Annotated in this window: 14 protein-coding genes; 2 read left to right on the top strand and 12 right to left on the bottom strand. The window is 66.0% G+C overall.

Going from position 1 to position 18,283, the window contains the following annotated elements; genetic code table 11:
- Positions 1–15: 15 nt before the first annotated feature.
- From ACZK5G_RS08860 to ACZK5G_RS08835, 6 genes are all read right to left on the bottom strand, one after another.
- Positions 16–1,437: an efflux transporter outer membrane subunit gene (locus ACZK5G_RS08860; RefSeq protein WP_121503706.1), complete on the bottom strand. Its 1,422-nt coding sequence runs from the start codon at positions 1,435–1,437 to the stop codon at positions 16–18.
- Entirely contained in the window at positions 1,431–2,168 is a 738-nt protein-coding gene (locus ACZK5G_RS08855) for an SDR family oxidoreductase (protein ID WP_012510730.1), read from the bottom strand. The genes ACZK5G_RS08860 and ACZK5G_RS08855 overlap by 7 nt, the downstream gene beginning before the upstream one ends.
- Before the next feature lie 64 nt (positions 2,169–2,232).
- Positions 2,233–5,412 (bottom strand): efflux RND transporter permease subunit, encoded by a 3,180-nt coding sequence (locus ACZK5G_RS08850; protein WP_478466059.1) that lies wholly within the window; start codon positions 5,410–5,412, stop codon positions 2,233–2,235.
- A 127-nt stretch (positions 5,413–5,539) separates the two neighbouring features.
- Positions 5,540–6,766 carry an efflux RND transporter periplasmic adaptor subunit gene (locus tag ACZK5G_RS08845; RefSeq protein WP_032128263.1) on the bottom strand — a complete coding sequence of 409 codons (1,227 nt, stop codon included), beginning with the start codon at positions 6,764–6,766 and terminating at the stop codon, positions 5,540–5,542.
- Positions 6,767–6,857: 91 nt separating this feature from the next.
- A complete protein-coding gene (locus ACZK5G_RS08840; protein ID WP_049400332.1) occupies positions 6,858–7,628 on the bottom strand; it encodes an SDR family NAD(P)-dependent oxidoreductase in 771 nt (256 codons plus the stop codon).
- Positions 7,625–7,852, bottom strand: a complete 228-nt coding sequence (locus tag ACZK5G_RS08835) for a hypothetical protein (RefSeq protein WP_032128321.1) — start codon at positions 7,850–7,852, stop codon at positions 7,625–7,627. Before ACZK5G_RS08835 ends, ACZK5G_RS08840 begins: the two co-directional genes overlap by 4 nt.
- Positions 7,853–7,999: 147 nt before the next feature.
- Here ACZK5G_RS08835 and ACZK5G_RS08830 point away from each other — a divergent pair, with 147 nt between their 5' ends.
- Positions 8,000–9,031, top strand: a complete 1,032-nt coding sequence (locus ACZK5G_RS08830) for a LysR family transcriptional regulator (RefSeq protein WP_005409107.1) — start codon at positions 8,000–8,002, stop codon at positions 9,029–9,031.
- A 469-nt stretch (positions 9,032–9,500) separates the two neighbouring features.
- On the opposite strand, the gene ACZK5G_RS08825 is transcribed toward ACZK5G_RS08830, so the two are convergent.
- Positions 9,501–10,196, bottom strand: coding sequence for a YiaD family glycine zipper/OmpA-like lipoprotein (locus ACZK5G_RS08825; RefSeq protein WP_008267948.1), 696 nt, complete (start codon positions 10,194–10,196; stop codon positions 9,501–9,503).
- A 139-nt stretch (positions 10,197–10,335) separates the two neighbouring features.
- On the bottom strand, positions 10,336–11,751 hold the full coding sequence (locus tag ACZK5G_RS08820) for a cryptochrome/photolyase family protein (protein WP_478466058.1): 1,416 nt from the start codon (positions 11,749–11,751) through the stop codon (positions 10,336–10,338).
- Between the two features lie 109 nt (positions 11,752–11,860).
- Here ACZK5G_RS08820 and ACZK5G_RS08815 point away from each other — a divergent pair, with 109 nt between their 5' ends.
- Complete coding sequence (locus ACZK5G_RS08815) at positions 11,861–12,445, top strand: hypothetical protein (RefSeq protein ID WP_478466057.1); 585 nt, start codon at positions 11,861–11,863, stop codon at positions 12,443–12,445.
- A gap of 19 nt (positions 12,446–12,464) precedes the next feature.
- Here ACZK5G_RS08815 and ACZK5G_RS08810 read toward each other — a convergent pair whose 3' ends face one another.
- The 4 genes from ACZK5G_RS08810 to ACZK5G_RS08795 are packed head-to-tail and all read right to left on the bottom strand — an operon-like array spanning position 12,465 to position 18,103.
- Positions 12,465–13,079 (bottom strand): inorganic diphosphatase, encoded by a 615-nt coding sequence (locus ACZK5G_RS08810; protein ID WP_478466056.1) that lies wholly within the window; start codon positions 13,077–13,079, stop codon positions 12,465–12,467.
- A gap of 10 nt (positions 13,080–13,089) precedes the next feature.
- A complete protein-coding gene (locus ACZK5G_RS08805) occupies positions 13,090–14,457 on the bottom strand; it encodes a purple acid phosphatase family protein (RefSeq protein WP_478466054.1) in 1,368 nt (455 codons plus the stop codon).
- Positions 14,454–15,569, bottom strand: a complete 1,116-nt coding sequence (locus ACZK5G_RS08800; protein WP_478466052.1) for a phytase — start codon at positions 15,567–15,569, stop codon at positions 14,454–14,456. Before ACZK5G_RS08800 ends, ACZK5G_RS08805 begins: the two co-directional genes overlap by 4 nt.
- Positions 15,569–18,103 (bottom strand): TonB-dependent receptor, encoded by a 2,535-nt coding sequence (locus tag ACZK5G_RS08795; protein ID WP_478466506.1) that lies wholly within the window; start codon positions 18,101–18,103, stop codon positions 15,569–15,571. The genes ACZK5G_RS08800 and ACZK5G_RS08795 overlap by 1 nt, the downstream gene beginning before the upstream one ends.
- Positions 18,104–18,283 lie beyond the last annotated feature (180 nt).

Below are 18,283 nucleotides of genomic sequence, written 5' to 3'. Positions count from 1 at the left end.
TTCCGTCCCCTGCGGTTACTGCACCTGCGCCACACTCGCCGGCTGCGGTGATTGACCCCAACCACCCAGCGCCTTGTACACCCCCACCACGCTGACGTTGACCTCGGACTCGGCCGCGGCCAACGCATCATCGGCTGCCAGCTGCGTACGCTGTGCATCGAGCAGGGTCAGGAAGTCCTCCGAGCCCTCGCGATAGCGGATCTGCGCCAGCGACTCGGCACGGCGTGCCGCCTGCGCCTGCTCGACCACGATCGCCAGCCGCGCCTGCTGCTTGGAATAGCGGGTCAGCGCGTTCTCGGTGTCTTCCAGTGCCAGCAGCACCGTCTGCTCATACTGTGCTGCCACGCCTTCGGCCTCGGCCTTGCTGGCACGCAGGCGTGCACGCACGGTGCCGAAATCGAAGGCCGCCCAGCTCAGCGACGGCGTCAGCGACCAGGCCTTGTTGTTGCCATTGACCAGGCCACTGGCATCGCCACCGAGGAAGCCGACGAATCCGGACAGCGACAGCCGCGGGAACAGATCGGCCGTGGCCACGCCCACCCGCGCGGTAGCGGCGGCAAGACGACGCTCGGCCACGCGCACGTCGGCGCGTTGGCGCAGCAGCTCGCGGGTATCGCCCAGCGGCAGCGCCTTGGCGAATGCCGGCACTTCGTGCGGCGCAAGCATGGCGGTCAGCGTTTCCGGACGCTGGCCCAGCAGAACCGCCAGGCGGTTGCGCGACTGCGTTTCGGCCACTTCCAGCAGCGGAATGTCGGCCTCGATCGCCTTCAGCCGCGCACGACTGCTCTGCACGTCCAGCTCGCTGCCGGCGCCCAGCTCCCAGCGTGCCTCGGTCAGCTTCTGCGTCTCGCGCAGATTGACCAGGGTGTGCTGGGCCACGGCGATGCGCTTCTGTGTGCCGCGCAGCTCGAAGTAGTTGCGTGCCACTTCGGCGGCGATCAGTACCTGTGCGTCGGCCAGGTTGGCCTGCTCGGCGTCGAGGTCGGCACGCGCGGCTTCTGCAGCACGGCGCTTGCGGCCGAACAGATCCAGCTCCCAGCCCGCATCGAAGCCGAGCTGGTAGCTTTCACTGAACACCCGCTGCCCACCCAGCTGCGGATCGGGTTGCTTGCGGCGATCGTAGCTGCCGCCCGCGGTAACGTGGGGCGCCTGGTCGAAGCGGCTTTCGACGAACACCGCGCGGGCCTGGCTGACGCGGGCCACGGCCACGCGCAGGTCCAGGTTGTCCGAAAGTGCGCCGTGAACCAGCTCTTCCAGCACCGGATCATCGAACTGCGCCCACCAGCTGGCCACCGGCGAGGTGGTGCTGAACACCGGTTGCTGCGCACCCTGCAGCACCACCGGATCCTGCACCGGCGCCTTGTAGTTCGGGCCGACGCTGACACAGCCTGCCAGCACCAGGCTGGAGACAGCCATCGCCAACGTGCGGATCACCATGGCAGCACCTCACCCAGGTAGGTGAAGCTGCCGTTCGGACCTTCATGGCCGATCAGTGCCATCTGCACGCTGGAGCGCGCGCCTTCGCTGATCTCGATCTCGCCGTGGCCGCCGTTCATATCGGTTTTCACGTAACCCGGATGCACGGTATTGACCTTGATCTGGGTGCTGCGCAGTTCATGCGCCAGTGCCAGCGTCCAGCTGTTCACCGCTGCCTTGGAGGCGTTGTACGCGGGGATCTTGAAATCGTAGATGCCCGAGGTCGGATCAGCGTGCAGGGTCTGCGAGCCGAGCATGCTCGAAACGTTGACGATGCGCCCGGACTTGGCCTGCCTGACCAGTGGCAGGAAGGCCTGGGTCACCGCAACCAGTGCGTACACGTTGGTGTCGAAAGTGCGCTTCCAGGTATCCAGCGACTGTTCGGACGGCGCTTGCGCCGGGTTCTCGATCATGATGCCGGCGTTGTTGACCAGGATGTCCAGGCGCCCATGGCGCTGGCGTACCTGCTCGACCGCTTCGGCGATGCTGGCTGCATCGGTCACGTCCAGCTGGATGGCTTCCACCGGCAGGCCCTCGGCCTGCAGCTTCAGCGCCTGCTCTACGGCGGTCTCGCGCTTGCGGCCGGCCAGCAGCGTATGCACGCCGGCCTGGGCCAGCTGGCGCACGGTCTCGGCGCCGATGCCGCGGGTGGCGCCGGTGACCAGCGCGATCTTGTTCTGATGAGAGTTCATGGATTCTTGCCTCGTGAGGGGGAAGCCGCCGCCGGCCAGCGACCGGCGGCGGCGGGGTTCCATGTCAGTGGTGGATGGTCGGCTCGCCGTGCTGCACCAGCTGGCCACCACCGTTGCGGGTGACGAACTTGCGCAGGGCCACGTAGAACACCGGGGTGAGGAACAGGCCGAACAGGGTCACGCCCAGCATGCCGGCGAACACGGTGATACCGGTCACCGAGCGCACCTCGGCACCTGCACCGTGCGACAGCACCAGCGGTACGGTGCCGGCGATGAACGCGATGGAGGTCATCACGATCGGGCGCAGGCGCAGGCGGCAGGCTTCCAGCGCAGCTTCAACGATACCCTTGCCGCCCATCTCCAGCTCTCTGGCAAATTCGACGATCAGGATCGCGTTCTTGCACGCCAGGCCCATCAGCACCACCAGGCCGACCTGCACGAACACGTTGTTGTCACCACCGGTCAGCCACACGCCGAACAGCGCGGACAGCGCGGACAGCAGGGTCATCGGCACGATCAGGATCACCGCCAGCGGCAGCGACCAGCTCTCGTACAGCGCGGCCAGCACCAGGAAGGCCAGCATGATCGCCACCGGGAACACGATGAAGGCGGCCTTGCCCTGGGTTGCCTGCTGGTAGCTCAGGTCGGTCCATTCGGTGGTCATGCCCACCGGCAGCACCTTGCCGGCGATCTCGGTCAGCTTGTTCATCGCCTCGGCCGAAGACAGCAGGCGCGGGTCGGCTTCACCGGCCAGATCCGCCGCCGGATAGCCATTGAAGCGCAGCACCGGGTCCGGGCCGAAGGTCTGCTTGATGGTGACCATCGAACCGATCGGCACCATCTCGCCGCGGTCATTGCGGGTACGCAGCTTGCCGATGTCCTCGACCGTTTCGCGGTACGGACCGTCCGCCTGCGCGATGACCTGCCAGGTACGGCCGAACTGGTTGAAGTCGTTGACGTAGGCCGAGCCGAGGTAGGTCTGCAGCGTGTCGAACAGTTCGGTGAGCTGCACGCCCTGTGCCTTGGCCTTGACGCGGTCGACCTCGGCATCCAGCTGCGGCACATTGGCCTGGTAGCTGGAAATCGGGAAGGCCATGCCCGGCGTCTGCGCAACGGTGCCCTGCATTGCCTGTACAGCATTCTGCAGCGCGCCGTAACCCAGGTTGCCACGGTCCTCGATGAACATCTGGTAGCCGTTGCCGTTGCCCAGGCCGAGGATCGGCGGCGGCATCATCGAGAAGGCGAAGCCTTCCTGCAGACCGGCGATCTTCTGGTTGATCTCGGCGTTGATCTGCGCGGCGGTACGGCCATGGCGCTCGGCGAACGGCTTGAGCGGAATGAACGCCACACCGGTGTTCGGCGTGTTGGTGAACTGCAGCGCGTTCAAACCCGGGAACGAGATGGTGTGGGCCACGCCATCGGTTTCCTGGGCGATCTTGGCGACCTTGCGCAGCATTTCATCGGTACGCGCGATCGACGAACCTTCCGGCAGCTTCACACCGGCAATCAGGTACAGTTTGTCCTGGGTCGGGATGAAGCCCGGCGGCACCAGCTTGAAGATCACACCGGTACCGACCAGCAGGATCGCGTAGACCACGAACACCGCACCACGACGGCCGAGGATGCGGGCCACGCCACGCTCGTACTTCTCCGAACTGGACTTGAAGAAGCGGTTGAACGGACGGAACACCCAGCCGAACAGGCGGTCGATCAAGCGGCTCGGGCCGTCCTTCGGCGCACCATGGGCCTTCAGCAGGCGCGCAGCCAGGGCCGGCGACAGGGTCAGCGAGTTGATTGCCGAGATCACCGTGGAGATGGCGATGGTGACCGCGAACTGCTTGTAGAACTGGCCGGTGACACCCGACAGGAAGGCCATCGGCACGAACACGGCACACAGCACCAGCGCGATCGCGATGATCGGGCCGGACACCTCACGCATGGCCTGGTGGGCCGCGGCGGTGGGCGACAGGCCTTCTTCGATGTTGCGCTCGACGTTCTCCACCACCACGATCGCGTCATCGACCACGATGCCGATCGCCAGCACCAGGCCGAACAGGCTCAGCGTGTTGATCGAGAAGCCCAGCAGGTACAGCGCGGCGAAAGTACCGACCACCGACACCGGCACCGCGATCAGCGGAATGATCGACGCACGCCAGGTCTGCAGGAACAGGATCACCACCAGCACCACCAGCGCGATGGCTTCCAGCAGCGTGGAGACCACGGCCTTGATCGAGTCGCGCACGAAGATGGTGGTGTCATACACGGCTTCGTACTTCACGTCGGCCGGCATGGTCTTCTGCATCTCGTCCATCGTCGAGATGACCTGGTCACGGATCTCCAGTGCATTGGCACCCGGCGACTGGAAGATACCGATACCCACCGCGTTCTTGCCGTCCAGCTGCGAACGCAGGGTGTAGTCACCGGCACCCAGTTCCAGGCGGGCCACATCGGCCAGGCGCACGATCTCGCCATCAACACCGCTCTTGAGCACGATGTCGCCGAATTCCTTTTCAGTCTTCAAGCGGCCCTGGGCATTGATCAGGGTCAGGAACTGGCTGTTCGGCAGCGGTTCGGCGCCGAGCTGGCCGGCCGAGACCTGCACGTTCTGCTCACGCATGGCGCGCACTACGTCACTGGCGGTCAGGCCGCGCGAGGCGACCTTGTCCGGGTCCAGCCAGGCGCGCATGGCGTAGTCACCACCACCGAAGATCTGCGCGTCACCCACGCCCGGAATACGTGCCAGCGCATCCTTGACGTGCAGACGGGCGTAGTTGCGCAGGTACAGGGTGTCGTACTTGCCGTTCGGCGAGGTCAGGTGCACCACCATCAGGAAGGTCGGTGACTGCTTCTGCGTGGTCACGCCCTGCCGGCGCACGTCCTCGGGCAGGCGCGCCTGCGCCTGCGCCACGCGGTTCTGCACCTTCACCGCCGCCGCATCCGGGTCGGTGCCCGGGCGGAAGGTGACGGTCATCTGCAGCACACCGTCCGAGCCGGCGACCGACTTCAGGTACATCATGCCTTCGACGCCGTTGATCGCCTCTTCAAGCGGCGTGGCGACGGTCTCGGCAATGACCTTGGGGTTGGCGCCCGGATACACCGTGCGCACGACCACCGACGGCGGCACCACTTCCGGGTACTCGCTGATCGGCAGGATTGGAATCGTGATCAGGCCTGCGGCGAAGATCACGATCGACAGCACCGCCGCGAAGATCGGCCTGTCGATGAAGAAACGGGAAAAGTCCATGGAGGAATTCCTGGGAAAGGCATTCGGCGGGCAACAGCCTCCCCGCCCCTCGCCGAGATGACGAAGGCAGGGAAGGCTGCTGCTGGCGCCGGCAGCTAAGCGGGGACGCGGATCAGGAGACGGCGGATCAGTGGTTCAGCGCGGCGGTGGCATCGCGGCCCGGTGCCGGTGGCGCAGCCTGCGGCTGCATCGCCACGGCCTTGGCCTGCACCGGCATGCCCGGCATGAAGACCTTCTGCACGCCGTCGATGATCACCTTGTCGCCGGCGGCCAGGCCGTGCTCGACAATACGCAGGCCGTCGGCGGTGCGGCCGAGCTGGATGTCACGGCGCTGGGCCTTGCCATCCTTGTCGACCACGTACACGTACTTGCGATCCTGGTCGGTCAGAACAGCCTTCTCGTCGATCAGCAGGGCCTGGAACTGGCCGCTGCCGAGCAGCTGCACGCGGGCGAACAGGCCCGGCGTGAACTGGCGATCGGCGTTGTCCAGCAGCGCGCGGACGCGGATGGTGCCGGTGCTGCGTGCCACCTGGTTGTCGAGGAAGTCGACCTTGCCCGAATGCGGGTAACCCTCTTCGCCGGACAGGCCGACCTTCACCGGCAGATCGCTGTCACGCTCGCTCGGGCGTTCACCCTTGCGTGCCATCTGTGCATAGCGAAGGAAAGTGCTTTCATCGGCATCGAAGTAGACGAACACGGTGTCCAGCGAGACCAGCGTGGTCAGCACGCTGGCGCTGTCGCCGGCGGTGACCAGGTTGCCGGCGGTGACCATCGCGCGGCCGGCACGGCCGTCGATCGGCGCACGCACCTTGGTGAACTCCAGGTTGAGGCGGGCCGCATCCAGCGCAGCCTGCGCCGCCTGTACGGCGGCACCGGACTGGTCAGCCGCAGCGCGACGCTGCTCGGCCGTCTCGGTGGAAATGGCCTGCTGCTCGGACAAGCGCTTGGCACGCTCGGATTCACTGCGGGCCAGCGTGGCCTGGGTGCGGGCGCGGGCCAGTTCGGCAGCGGCGCGATCGTACTCGGCCTGGTAACTGCGCGCGTCGATGGTGAAGAGCACTTCGCCCTTCTTCACTTCCTGGCCTTCGACGTAGTTGACCTTGTCGATGTAGCCGGACACGCGCGGGCGCAGTTCAACGCTCTGTACCGCTTCGACGCGGCCGCTGAACTCGTCCCACTGGCTGACCTGCTTGACCAGCACCGGTGCAGCACTGACCTGCGGCGGCGGCGGTGCACCGGCTTCTTCGGCGTGGCCGCCGCTGCAGGCCGCCAACACGGCTGCGGCGAGGATCGACACGCCAACCATCGCGATGCGATGGCCGAAACGATGTGGGGTGGAATTGGGGGAAGTCATGGCATGCATCCGTACGGAGGGGTGGTACAGCTAGATGAGAGCGTGTTGCAAAAACAGGCGGCGTATCCTGCGACCTCAACCATGGTCGAGGTCAAGCGACGCCTGCGGTATCGCGCCACAGGGGAGGAACGTCCAGGTGCAGCAGGCCGCGCGGCAGTTCGGCATCACTGCTGTCGCAGCGGACGATGGCGCGGTTGTCGCGGCAGCCGTCGAGCAGGGAGACCACGCGACGGCCGACCAGCAGTGAGCTGGGCCACTCGATGCAGGCATTGGCCGCGTTGGCCGGCGTACACACCGGGCTGCAGACTTCCAGCATCTGCGCGCGCACGCCCAATGCCTGGGCTTCCTGGTGCACCACCTGCGCGTACATACGCAGCGCCGCAGTGGTGATCGAGGTTTCGCCGTAGCCCGCCCATGGCTTGGCATTGGCCGGGCTGCCGATCATCACGTAGCGACGCGCATGCACGTTGTCCTGCAGCAGCGGCAGCAGATGACGCACTGCGTGCACGTGCGGCATCAGATCGGCCTGCATCGCGCCCAGCAGTTCATCGCCGTTGCGGTCAGTCACCCGGCCGCGACGGTAAGGGCCGCCCATTGCGGCGATCACTGCCGCCAGCGGACGCGGGCGATGCGCGATGCGTTCGGCCAGTGCGCGCGCCGAGCCGTCATCGCTGAGCGAACCCAGCAGCGTCTCCAGGCCCGGCTCATCGGCGAACTGCTCATGCAGCGCCGCCAGCCGGCCCGGGTCGCGACCGACCACCAGCACCGGGCTGCCGGCTTCCAGCAGTGCGCCAACCACGCCCTGGCCGACGGCACCGGTGCCGCCGAGGACCAGGACTTCGGGCGTCAGCATCCCATTCACGGGACATTTCCTCCCAAATCCGGGATAGTCCCGATTCGACGCAGCCGGTCGCCCTTGTGCGGGGCCAGGCGGATGGCACCGCCACGCTGCTGACGCATCGGCGCGGTAAACTCACGGAAGTCCTTGTGTACCAAGGAACTCGGGCGGACTTCAACGGTCATTGCCAGGTCCAGGGTGCTCTGGCCGGCGTTCCGGAGACGGGCAAGAATGTTGCGCAGGCTCATGGCGGACGGGCTCCAAATAACGAATGGCGCCACGATAGACCTCAAACCTTTACTTGATTAGTCCTGATTAAGGGGAATAATCATCCCGCTCCCGGTCCAATCGTTCTGTCACGATTGTCCCATCCCCGACGTCCAGGATCCCAGACCATGTCCCACGATCTCAACGAGACGCTGATCTTCGTCAAAGTGGTCGAGCAAGGCAGTTTCATTGCCGCTGCCAAATCGCTCGGCCTGCCCAAGACCACGGTCAGCCGCAAAGTGCAGGAGCTGGAAACGCGCCTCGGTGCGCGCCTGCTGCACCGGACCACCCGCCGCCTCGGCCTGACCGAAGCGGGTTCGATCTACCACGAACATTGCCAGCGCATCGCGCGCGAACTGGAAGAAGCCGAGAGCGCGGTGAGCCAGCTGCAGTCCGGTCCGCGCGGCTGGCTGCGCTTCACTGTGCCCTACTCGATCGGCATCACCTGGATTGCGCCGCTGCTGGGCCAGTTCCATGCGCAGTATCCAGAGATCCGCTTGGACATGCACATGGGCAACGAGAAGCTGGACCTGATTGCAGGTGAGGCGGACCTGGCCCTGCGCGTGGGTGCCCTGCCCGATTCCAACCTGGTGGCACGCAAGCTGGGCAGCCTGCGCACGCAGGTGTTCGCCAGCCCGGCCTACATCGAACGCTATGGTGAGCCGCTGCACCCGGAAGAGCTGCAGTTCCATCGCATCCTGGCGATGCGCAAGCCGTACCACACCGGCAACTCGCCGCGCTTCACCTGGCAGCTGGGCGAGAACGGCGGCGAGCTGCGTGACTTCCCGGTCACCCCGCTGATGACCGCCAACGACATGTCTGCGTTGAATGGTGCATTGGTGTGCGGCGAAGGCCTGCTGCTGACCGGCGATGTGATGGCCAAGCCGTTCGTCGAGTCGGGAATGGTGCGCCGCGTGCTGGCTGGCTGGACCGGGCCGGAAGTGGACTTCAACGCCGTGTTCGCCGGTGGCCGCCTGGTCTCGCCGAAGGTGCGTGCATTCGTCGACTTCCTGGTCGAGAAGCTCAACTTCGACGCCAATTACATGCTGGCGCAGTGCCCGGGCGCGAAGCTGGCGCAGCAGCAGAAGGAAAAGGAAGACGCGGCGCTGGAAAGCAGCGGCAAGCGGATCCTGGAGAAGGTGGCCGCTTCGGCCGCATGACCGGAAGCATCCACGCATGGCGTGGATCTACCGGCATTCCGTAGAGTCGAGCATGCTCGACTGCTCTTGCGCTTCAGTCGAGCAAGCTCGACTCTACGGGCGCTATCGGCGTGCCGAGCAAGCTCGGCACCTACAGAAAATGCCGCCTGCAAGGGCGGCATTTTCGTTCCGGCTACGTGGCTTTCGGTAGATGACGACCTTGGTCGGCGCCGTTCGGAGAAACCGCGACCGGGAGCGCTATCGGTGTGCCGAGCAACGCTCGGCACCTACAGAAAATGCCGCCTGCAAGGGCGGCATTTTCATTCCGGCAGCGTGGCTTTCGGTAGATGCCGACCTTGGTCGGCGCCGTTCGGAGAAGCCGCAACCGGAAGCGCTATCGGTGTGCCGAGCAAGCTCGGCACCTACAGAAAATGCCGCCTGCAAGGGCGGCATTTTCGTTCCGGCTACGCCGGAACCGTAACGCTACGCGTTACTGCTTCAGGGGAATCACGCGAATCTCGACGCGGCGGTTCTTGGCGCGGCCGGCATCGGTGCTGTTGTCGGCAATCGGGTACGACTTGCCGGCGCCCAGGGTTTCGATGCGCACGCTCTGCACGCCCTGCCCGATCAGGTACTGCGCGACCGAGTCGGCACGTTCCTTCGACAGGCGGTTGTTGACCGCGTCACTGCCGATGCTGTCGGTGTGGCCGACCACTTCGATCATGGTCTGGTTGTAGTCACGCAGGGTGCCTGCCACGCCATTGAGCGAGCCGTAGAACTGCGGCTTCAGGGTCGCCTTGCCGAAGTCGAAGGTGATGCCGTCCGGCAGGTTCAGCATGATGTTGTCGCCCTGCCGCTGCACATCAATCCCGGTGTTGGCAGTGCGCTCGCGCAGTGCGCGTTCCTGGCGATCCTGGTACTGGCCTACCGCGGCGCCGCTGAGCGCGCCGATACCGGCGCCGATCAGCGCATGCTGGCGGCGCTCCGTGGCGCTGTCACCGGTCAGCAGGCCGGCGGCTACGCCGATGGCGGTGCCGATCAGCGCGTTGCGGCCGGTGCGGTTCTGCTGCTCGGTCGGGTTGCCGTACTGGTCACTCTGTACGTAGGAGCCGCCGGTGGCGCAGGCCGACAGGACGGCCGCACTCATCAGGGCCAGTGCGACGTTGCGGGTGGTGTTGCGGATCATGAGGTTCTCCTTGGTTTCCGGTCGGCCGGCGGCCTGCGGGCGCAAAGAGAATAAACAGCCCGATGCGATGCCGGAATGATGATCGGGCACACCGACAGGGCCGCGTTCAGCTAACTGACCAGATCGCTCAGGTCGCCCTTTACCCCGCCCCCGACTGGCGGTAAGCCGCCAATGCGGCGTCGCGGCCCGCGGCCAGGTCCACCAGCGGCGTACGCGGATAGCCCGGGGCATGCGCGGCCAGCAGCAGCGGATGCTGCCACGGCGCGAAGCGCGCCTTCACCGGCAGCGCGGCCAGTTCGGGCACCCAGCGGCTGATGTAGCGGGCCTGGGGGTCGAACTTCTCGGCCTGGGTGACCGGGTTGAACACGCGGAAGTAAGGCGCGGCATCGGCACCGGTCCCGGCCACCCACTGCCAGCCCATCGTGTTGTTGGCCAGATCGGCATCGACCAGGGTGTCCCAGAACCAGCGTGCGCCATGCAGCCAGTGCGCGCGCAGGTGCTTGCACAGGTAACTGGCCACGATCATCCGCACCCGGTTGTGCATGTAGCCGGTGTGCCACAGCTCGCGCAGTCCTGCATCGACGATCGGCACGCCGGTGTTGCCTCGCTGCCAGTCGTGCAGCTGCGCGGCACTCGGTGTGGCCCACGGGAAACGGTCAAAGCGCGGGTTGAGGTTGTCGGTCGGCGTCTTCGGGAAGTGATGCAGCAGGTGATAGGCGAAATCACGCCAGCCGAGCTGGCGCAGATAGCCGTCGATGTCGGCGTCGGTACCGGCACTACGCAGCCCTTCCAGCGCATGGGCAATCCGCCAGGGTGCGATCTCGCCGAAATGCAGGTGCGGCGACATCCGCGAGGTGCCCACGCGATCTGGCAGGTCACGCTGCTCGCGGTAGCCGCGCAGCGCACCGTCCTCGAACACGGACAGCGCTTCCAGCGCACCGGCTTCACCCGGCTGCCAGTGCTCCCAGAAGCCGGTATCCCAGTCCAGCGTCGGTGCCAACTGGAGATCATCCAATGCCAGGCTGTCGACCGCGTGCGTCGCCAATGCTTCCGGTGCGGCCTGCAGCGCGGGCAGGCGCCAATGACTGAGTACATTGCGCCAGTACGGCGTGAATACCTTATAGGGCTGGCCCTGCTGGGTGGCGATGTCCCACGGCTCGAACAGCAGGCTGCCATTGCAGCTCTGTGCGTCGATGCCCTGCTCGCGCAGCGTGCGCTTGATGGTGGCGTCGCGTGGCTGGGTGGCCGGTTCGTACTTGCGGTTCCAGTACACCGCCTCGGCGCCGGTCTGCACGATCAGCAACTGCAGGGCCGGCAGGCTGTCACCGCTGCGCAGCACCAGCGAGGAACCCCGAGTGAGCAGGTCCGCATCCAACGCGGCCAGTGAACGGTGGCGCCACGCATCGGAGGCGGCACCCGGCACCCACTCACCCTCTTCGTGGGGCGCATGGATGTAGATCGGCACCACGTCGTGACCGGCATCCAGCGCGGCCTGCAGGGCCGGATTGTCCTGCAGCCGCAGATCACAGCGGAACCATACCAACGCTACCGACACAGGCACTGCCTTCGTTGTGGAAGGCGGACATGATAGCCAGCGGCGGTGAAGGCGTTGCACGCAGACGCCGTCTGCTAGGCTGCTGGGCCGCTCCTCGTTGGACCCCGCCATGGTTGATCTGCACGCCTCATTCGCCCGCTTCGGGCTGCTGCGGGCCCAGTACGAAGGTGACTGGCAGGGACCGTTCCCGTTACCTCCGGTGCTGGCGCGCTTCTACGCGCAGGTGGGACCGCTGGGTCATGAGATCAATGCGAAGGTGGGCAACTCCGGCATCACCATTCCGGGCCTCGATGTCTGGATACCGCCGCTGCGGCGTGTGTGGAGTCACCAGGCCGGCTATCGCTGGCATGGCATCAGCGGCGATCCGATCGACAACTGGCCATCGAACTGGCTGGTGATTGCCGATCGCGGCGCCGATCCGTTCATCCTCGACCTGGATGACGGCCGTGTGCTGTTCAGTCACCACGGTGCGGGCCTGCTGGATGCCGGCGAGGTCACTACCGATGTGCCGACCTTGATGGCGGCTCTGGCTGCTGCAGGCACGGTGTACCTCGATGCAGGCGATGACCTCTACAACGACGAAGACGATGGTGGCATCCGTCCTGAACACCAGGAGGCAGCCGTACAGGCGGTGGCCCGGGTACTGGGCGACCACCTGCAGGCCGAGTCGTTCATCGAGACGTTGCTGAACTGAATCCACGCATGGCGTGGATCTACTTTTCGAAGCGCTTCATCGCTTCGCTGATCAGTACCCGCGCCTCGGCGGCGTTGCCCCAGCCATTGAGCTGCACCGGGTTGCGTCCCGCCGGCAGGTCCTTGTAAACCCGGAAGAACGCCTCGATGCGCTGGCGCTCGACCTCCGGCAGATCCTTCAGGTCGCGGATGCTGGCGTAGGTCGGGTCGACCTTGTCGGTGGGCACGCCGATGATCTTCTCGTCGTGCTCGCCGCCATCGATCATCTTCAGATAGCCGATCGGCCGGAAGTGCACGATCACGCCCGGATGCAGCGGTTCACGGGTCAGCACCAGCGCGTCCAGCGGATCGTTGTCGCCGGCCAGGGTGCGCGGCATCGAGCCGTAGTTGGCCGGATAGGCCACCGGCATCGACTGGAAGCGGTCCACGTGGACCAGGCCGTCTTCCTTGATTTCGTACTTGGTGAAGCTGCCGGCCGGAATCTCCACCGCCAGATTCACCTCCTGCGGGGCCTGCTTCGGCTGGGCCACCAGGAACGGATGCAGCACGGTATCGGCAGCGGTCACCGCACTGGCCAGCAACAGCAGGGCGGCACCGATGGCGGCGAGCGGAAGGATGCGCCGGGGCGTGGTCATATGCGTCTTCTCACTCCCAGCAGCGGTCGGCACGACCCTTGGCGGTCTGAGCACGCGGGCAGTCGCGTGGCGTGATGCGACCTTCGGTCAGCTCCGTGCGCTGCTTGCCACCCTTGGCATCACGGCGCAGTTCGAAGGCATCGTAGAGACGGCCGGTCACCGTGCGTGCTTCATAGCGCAGGTGCTGCGGATCAATGTTCAACACCTGGAACAACTGGGTATCCTCGGCCACCGGATCCATCGTCCTGCGTGCTTCGTCGGAAAGGCGGTACTGCTTCGGCCCGGCCACGGTCACCACGTACTGCGGCGTGGCGGCCTGCCCTTCACCGCGACGGCCATAGGTGTGATCGTGGCCCTGCAGCACCAGGTCGACGTTGTGGCGGCGTACCACCGGCAGCAGCACGTCACGCAGCGCAGCGTTCTCGCGGCCTTCGCGGGGTGAGTAGAACGGCTGGTGCAGCAGCACAATGGTCCACGGCTGCCGGTTGCCGGCCAGGACCTTGTCCAGCCATTGCGCCTGTGCCTTGGCGGTGCCGAGGTCGAGTGCCGAGGTGCCATCGACCACCGCCACGCGTACACCCTGCGCATCGAACCAGTAGCTGGTCTGCTGCGCGGCGGTGGCGCCGTTGCCTGGCAGCGCGAAGGTGACCGGCCAATGCTTGCCCAGCACGCGCCGCTCCTGCGGGGTGTCCTCGAATTCCTCGAAATACTCGTGGTTGCCGATCGCTGGGGCCACCAGCGTTTCCTGCGCCAGCCAGCCGGTGGCAGCAAACCACTCGCCCCATTCGCTGTCATCCATGTTGTCGCCGCCGCTGACCAGGTCACCGGCGAACAGGCTCATGCGCGCCTGCGGTGCGGCCTTCTGCGCGGCGCGCACTACACGGCTGACATGGCTGACGTTCTTGTTCTGGGTATCACCGAAGTACAGCAGGGTCAGCGGCTGGTCGGCCGCGGCCAGCGTCCGCAGCTGGTTCCAGGCGCTCCAACTGCCGTTGCCCTGCACGCGGTAGACGTACTGGGTATCCGGCTGCAGGCCGCTGATGTCCGCGCGATGATGATGCGACAGCCCGTTCTCGGTCTGCAGCGCGCGGGTCGTTGCACGCACCTGGCGGATGCCCTCGATCGCCGGCGAATCCCCGGCGAGGGCAATCTCGAGCAGCGGTGCCTGCACGCTGCCGTCAGTACGCCAGGCCACGGCGAAACCGTGGCTGGGATCGACCGCCGGCGAGGCGACGATGCGGTCCGGCACCGTCGTCGCTGCGTAGTGGCGGCTGCCCGCCGGCACCTGGGTATTCGGCTCTGCCGCCGCGAACGACAGAGAGGGCAACGCCAGCAGCAGGCCCAGCGTCAGCGCGCGCATCACGCACTGCCGGCTCATGCGCCACACTCCAGCGGCAGCGCGAGCTGCTTGGCGATGCTCTCCCAGTCGAAGGCCACCACGCCCTGGTCGTCATGCACCGCATACAGCGCACCGTGCGGGAAGCGCGTGCTGGGCTGCTGCATCATCCAGATGCCATCGGTGTTGGCCACGGTATTGCCCTGGAACGCGCCCACCGGCTTCAGCGTGTGCCGATCGAACAGATGGAACACGCTGCGCTGCTTGCCCTGTTCGGTGGTGATCCACCAGCCGTCCTTGCCGCAGGTACGCAGGGTCACACCTTCGGCCTGCGCCTTGAACACGTCGCGACCGAATGTGGTGCCGGTGAAGCGTCCGGCAAGGGTGTAGACCTTGAACTCGCTGGCGTAGCTCTCATCCTCTTCGGCGATCAACAGGCGATCATTCTCCGGATCGCCCCAGATCGACTCGACCACGCGCAGCGCACCGGCTTCGCTGGTGTCACCGATGCTGGCCACCAGCTTCGCCTCGACCTTCGCACCGTCGCGGGTCACGTGGTACTGGCGCACGCGCTTGTCCAGCTCGGCCAGCGGCGGCAGGATGTCACGCCCCTGCGCATCCTCGCCGTTGTCCCAGGAGTCGGTGACGTAGACGCTGTAGCCATCGGCACGGCGGTCGACCCACAGCCCATACGGCTTGCGCAGGTCGTCCGCAGCGAACGTCGCCAGCGGCGCGAAGTCCGGCAGGCTCAGCACCTGCACGCGGTGATTGTCGCGCTCCACGATCCACAGCAGATCGTCGGTCACCGCGATGCCGTTTGGGCGGTCGAACTGCCCCGGTGCGGTGCCGCTGCTGCCGACGTCACGCAGGTGCTGGCCGGTGCTGCCGTCGTAGACCACCAGCTTGTCGGTGGCCTTGGCGGTGGCGATCAGCCACAGCGCGCCGTCCGGCGCGCGCCAGGCCGCCGGCGAGTCGATGTTGTCTGCCGGGGTCATCGGTGACAGGAAGGCTTCGGCGATGGTGGTCACCGTGCGCGCGCCCCCGGCTTTCGCTGCCGTGGGGGCCGCGGCCGGATCGTTGCCGGTCGCCGGCGTGCAGCCGGCGGCCAGGGTCGCCGCGAGCGCGACCGCCAGGACGGTGATGCCACGCCCCATCACAGGGCCACCTTTAGGCCGAGCGCGTAGGTACGACCGTATTCTTCCATCTGCAGGGTGCGCGAGCGCGTGCCCTGGTACAGTTCCAGCGGCTTGTCCAGCAGGTTCTGCGCTTCGAAATACATGCTCACCCGCGGGGTGAACTTGTAGTCCAGCGAGAAATCGAGCTGGGTGTTCGGCGCAACGAAGATATCGAAGGCACGGCCGGCACCAAGGGTATCCAGGTACTCACTGCGGTGCACGGCCGCCACACGGGTGCTCAGGCCATACTTCTCATAGCCGATGTGCGCGCTGTACACGTTCTTCGAGGCACGCGGCAGGGTGAAGTCCTCACCGGCGCGCTTGGCCAGGCCCGGGTCGAAATCAGTGTCCAGCCAGGTGCCGCTGGCACCCACCAGCAGGCCATCCCAGCCAGCCGGCAGGAACGACAGCTGCTGCTGCCAGTTGAATTCGGCGCCGCGCACCTTGGCCTTGTCGCCATTGATCGAGGTCACCACCGGCAGGCCGTCGTAGATGCCGTCGGTGCCGCCCTGTCGGACCTGCACGATGTAGCCGTCGATCGACTTGTGGAACACGCCCAGCGAGAGGATGCCGCTGTCGCCGATGTACTTCTCCACCGACAGGTCGATATTGGTTGACTCGTACGGATCCAGCTCCGGGTTGCCCAGGCGCACTTCATTGTCGTTGCGGGCCAGGCCAATGCGCGGCGAGGCATCGCCGAAGCCCGGGCGGGCCACCGTCTTGTTGGCGGCGAAGCGGAACACCCAGTCGTCGCTGGCGTCGTAACGCAGGTGCAGCCCCGGCAGTACGTTGTTGTAGCTCTTGCTGGCGGTGACCCGGGTCGCGGTGTAGGAGCGCCCGTCCTTGGCCACGTCCACGCGATTGCCGGTGGCGCTGAAGCGGGTGTTCTCCACACGCACGCCGCCGATCACGCGCAGCGCACCGATGTCCCAGGTGCCCATCGCATAGCTGGCGAACACGTCTTCGCGCGCGGTGTAGTCGCCTTCCAGAGACGTCGCGGCGTTGCCACCGACGTCCTGCGGACGGGCGCTGTACTCGCCACTGTGCTGCGACCAGTAGCTGCGCATCACGGACGAGTCCATGCCCTGCCCCATCGGGCCGTGGCGGTGTTCCGGCGAACCGGTGGTCCAGTCGCTGAGCTTGATCGCGGGGCCCACGCGCAGCGACGCCTCATCGACGTTCACGTCACGGTCGCGCCAGCGTCCGAGCAGGCCGAACTTGTAGCTGCTGTTGTCGCCGTCGAAGCGGATGTTGACCTGCGCGCTGCGCTCCTCGTCGTCCACCTTCTTCGGCTTGGCCACCACACGGTCGAACTTGTAGTTGGCGTTGTCCAGCCACTGGTCGTTGTCGAAGGTGTAGGTGGGCAGGCGGCTGCGCTGGTCCAACGTGCCATTGAAGACCTTGCCGTTGAGCTTGAAGCGCGACTCGATCTCGTCGTCCACGCGTTCTTCGGTGCGGGTATAGCCGATCTTGTAGTCCAGCACCGCGTCGGTCAGCGTGTTCTCGCCACCGAGGCTGGCGGCAAAGGTGTTCTCTTCCTTGGTGCGGTAGCGCATGCGCTTGTCGATCGAATCCTTCGGCATGCCGGCCAGTCGATACTGGTCAGTGCCGGTGGCGATCATGTCGGCGCTGTTGAAGTTGAAGATCACGCGCTGGCGGGTTTCGGCATCGTCGAACTGGCTGTACAGCGTGCGCAGGTAGTAGCGACTGTCCTCGTTCGGGCGCCAGTCGAGATTGAGGTTGGCGCCGATGCGCTTGCGCTCGATCTCGTACTTGCGGTTCTGCAGGTTCAGCGCGGTGATTTCGCCTGGACGGGTGGTGGTCAGATCCTTGTTGCCGCTGACATCACCGTATTCCACTTCGCTGTTGTCCGATTCGAACGTCCGCTTCTGGTAGTTCACGCCGGCGGCGATGCCGAAGGTGTTGTTGAACACTTCGCTGTAGTTGAAGGCGGCCTTCGGGCTGGTCTCGCCCGAAAGCTGCTGGTGGCTGCCTTCGATCTTGGCGCGCAGGCTGCGGCCATCACGATCGAACGCCGAAGCGGTCTCGACCAGGATCGCGCCACCGATGGCATCACCCGGCATGTCCGGGGTCGGCGATTTGACCACGCGCAGGCGCTCGGTCGAATCGGACGGGATCACGTCCATCGGTGCGGCGCGGCTGGAGTTGTCCGGGGTGCCGATGGCGATGCCGTCGACGCTGACGCTATTGAGGTTGGCATCCAGTCCGCGCACGACCACGTAGCGGCCTTCGCCCTGGTCGCGGGTCACACTGATGCCCGGCAGGCGCTGCAGTGACTCGGCCACGTTCTTGTCCGGGTACTGGCCCAGGGCATCGGACGACACCGCGTCTTCGATCGCATCACTGCTGCGCTTGAGGTCAACCGCGCGGATCTGTGATTCGAGCTGGGCGCGCACTTCGATGCGGTCCAGGTCGACCGCGTCGGACGCCACGGCGCCGGTGGCGGCTACCGCCTGCTGCCCGGCGGCCTGCAGCGGAGCTGCGGCACCCATTGCCAGGGTCAGCGTGATGGCAACGGCCAACGGAGTCTTGATATGCACTGGGAATCCCCATTCCTGTTAAGAATGGGTCTGCACGGTATGTCCGCAAGGTTGCATGGCAATGACATGCATCTGCACATTTCGCGTACCAGGGCCACGGCCCGGTTTGGGTTCGGCCCGCCGATCCGGCAA

Source organism: Stenotrophomonas sp. 62841_Sma (assembly GCF_056482945.1).
The sequence above is the reverse complement of the archived record's forward strand: the minus strand, read 5'-3'. Positions and strand labels throughout refer to the sequence as shown.

Excerpts from the sequence above, each read along its gene's own strand:
- ACZK5G_RS08795 (WP_478466506.1), bottom strand. The coding sequence starts at position 18,103 with ATGGGTGCCGCAGCTCCGCTGCAGGCCGCCGGGCAGCAGGCGGTAGCC.
- ACZK5G_RS08825 (WP_008267948.1), bottom strand. The coding sequence starts at position 10,196 with ATGATCCGCAACACCACCCGCAACGTCGCACTGGCCCTGATGAGTGCG.
- ACZK5G_RS08800 (WP_478466052.1), bottom strand. The coding sequence starts at position 15,569 with ATGGGGCGTGGCATCACCGTCCTGGCGGTCGCGCTCGCGGCGACCCTG.
- ACZK5G_RS08805 (WP_478466054.1), bottom strand. The coding sequence starts at position 14,457 with ATGAGCCGGCAGTGCGTGATGCGCGCGCTGACGCTGGGCCTGCTGCTG.
- ACZK5G_RS08830 (WP_005409107.1), top strand. The coding sequence starts at position 8,000 with ATGTCCCACGATCTCAACGAGACGCTGATCTTCGTCAAAGTGGTCGAG.
- ACZK5G_RS08860 (WP_121503706.1), bottom strand. The coding sequence starts at position 1,437 with ATGGTGATCCGCACGTTGGCGATGGCTGTCTCCAGCCTGGTGCTGGCA.
- ACZK5G_RS08835 (WP_032128321.1), bottom strand. The coding sequence starts at position 7,852 with ATGAGCCTGCGCAACATTCTTGCCCGTCTCCGGAACGCCGGCCAGAGC.
- ACZK5G_RS08810 (WP_478466056.1), bottom strand. The coding sequence starts at position 13,079 with ATGACCACGCCCCGGCGCATCCTTCCGCTCGCCGCCATCGGTGCCGCC.
- ACZK5G_RS08815 (WP_478466057.1), top strand. The coding sequence starts at position 11,861 with ATGGTTGATCTGCACGCCTCATTCGCCCGCTTCGGGCTGCTGCGGGCC.
- ACZK5G_RS08855 (WP_012510730.1), bottom strand. The coding sequence starts at position 2,168 with ATGAACTCTCATCAGAACAAGATCGCGCTGGTCACCGGCGCCACCCGC.
- ACZK5G_RS08850 (WP_478466059.1), bottom strand. The coding sequence starts at position 5,412 with ATGGACTTTTCCCGTTTCTTCATCGACAGGCCGATCTTCGCGGCGGTG.
- ACZK5G_RS08845 (WP_032128263.1), bottom strand. The coding sequence starts at position 6,766 with ATGACTTCCCCCAATTCCACCCCACATCGTTTCGGCCATCGCATCGCG.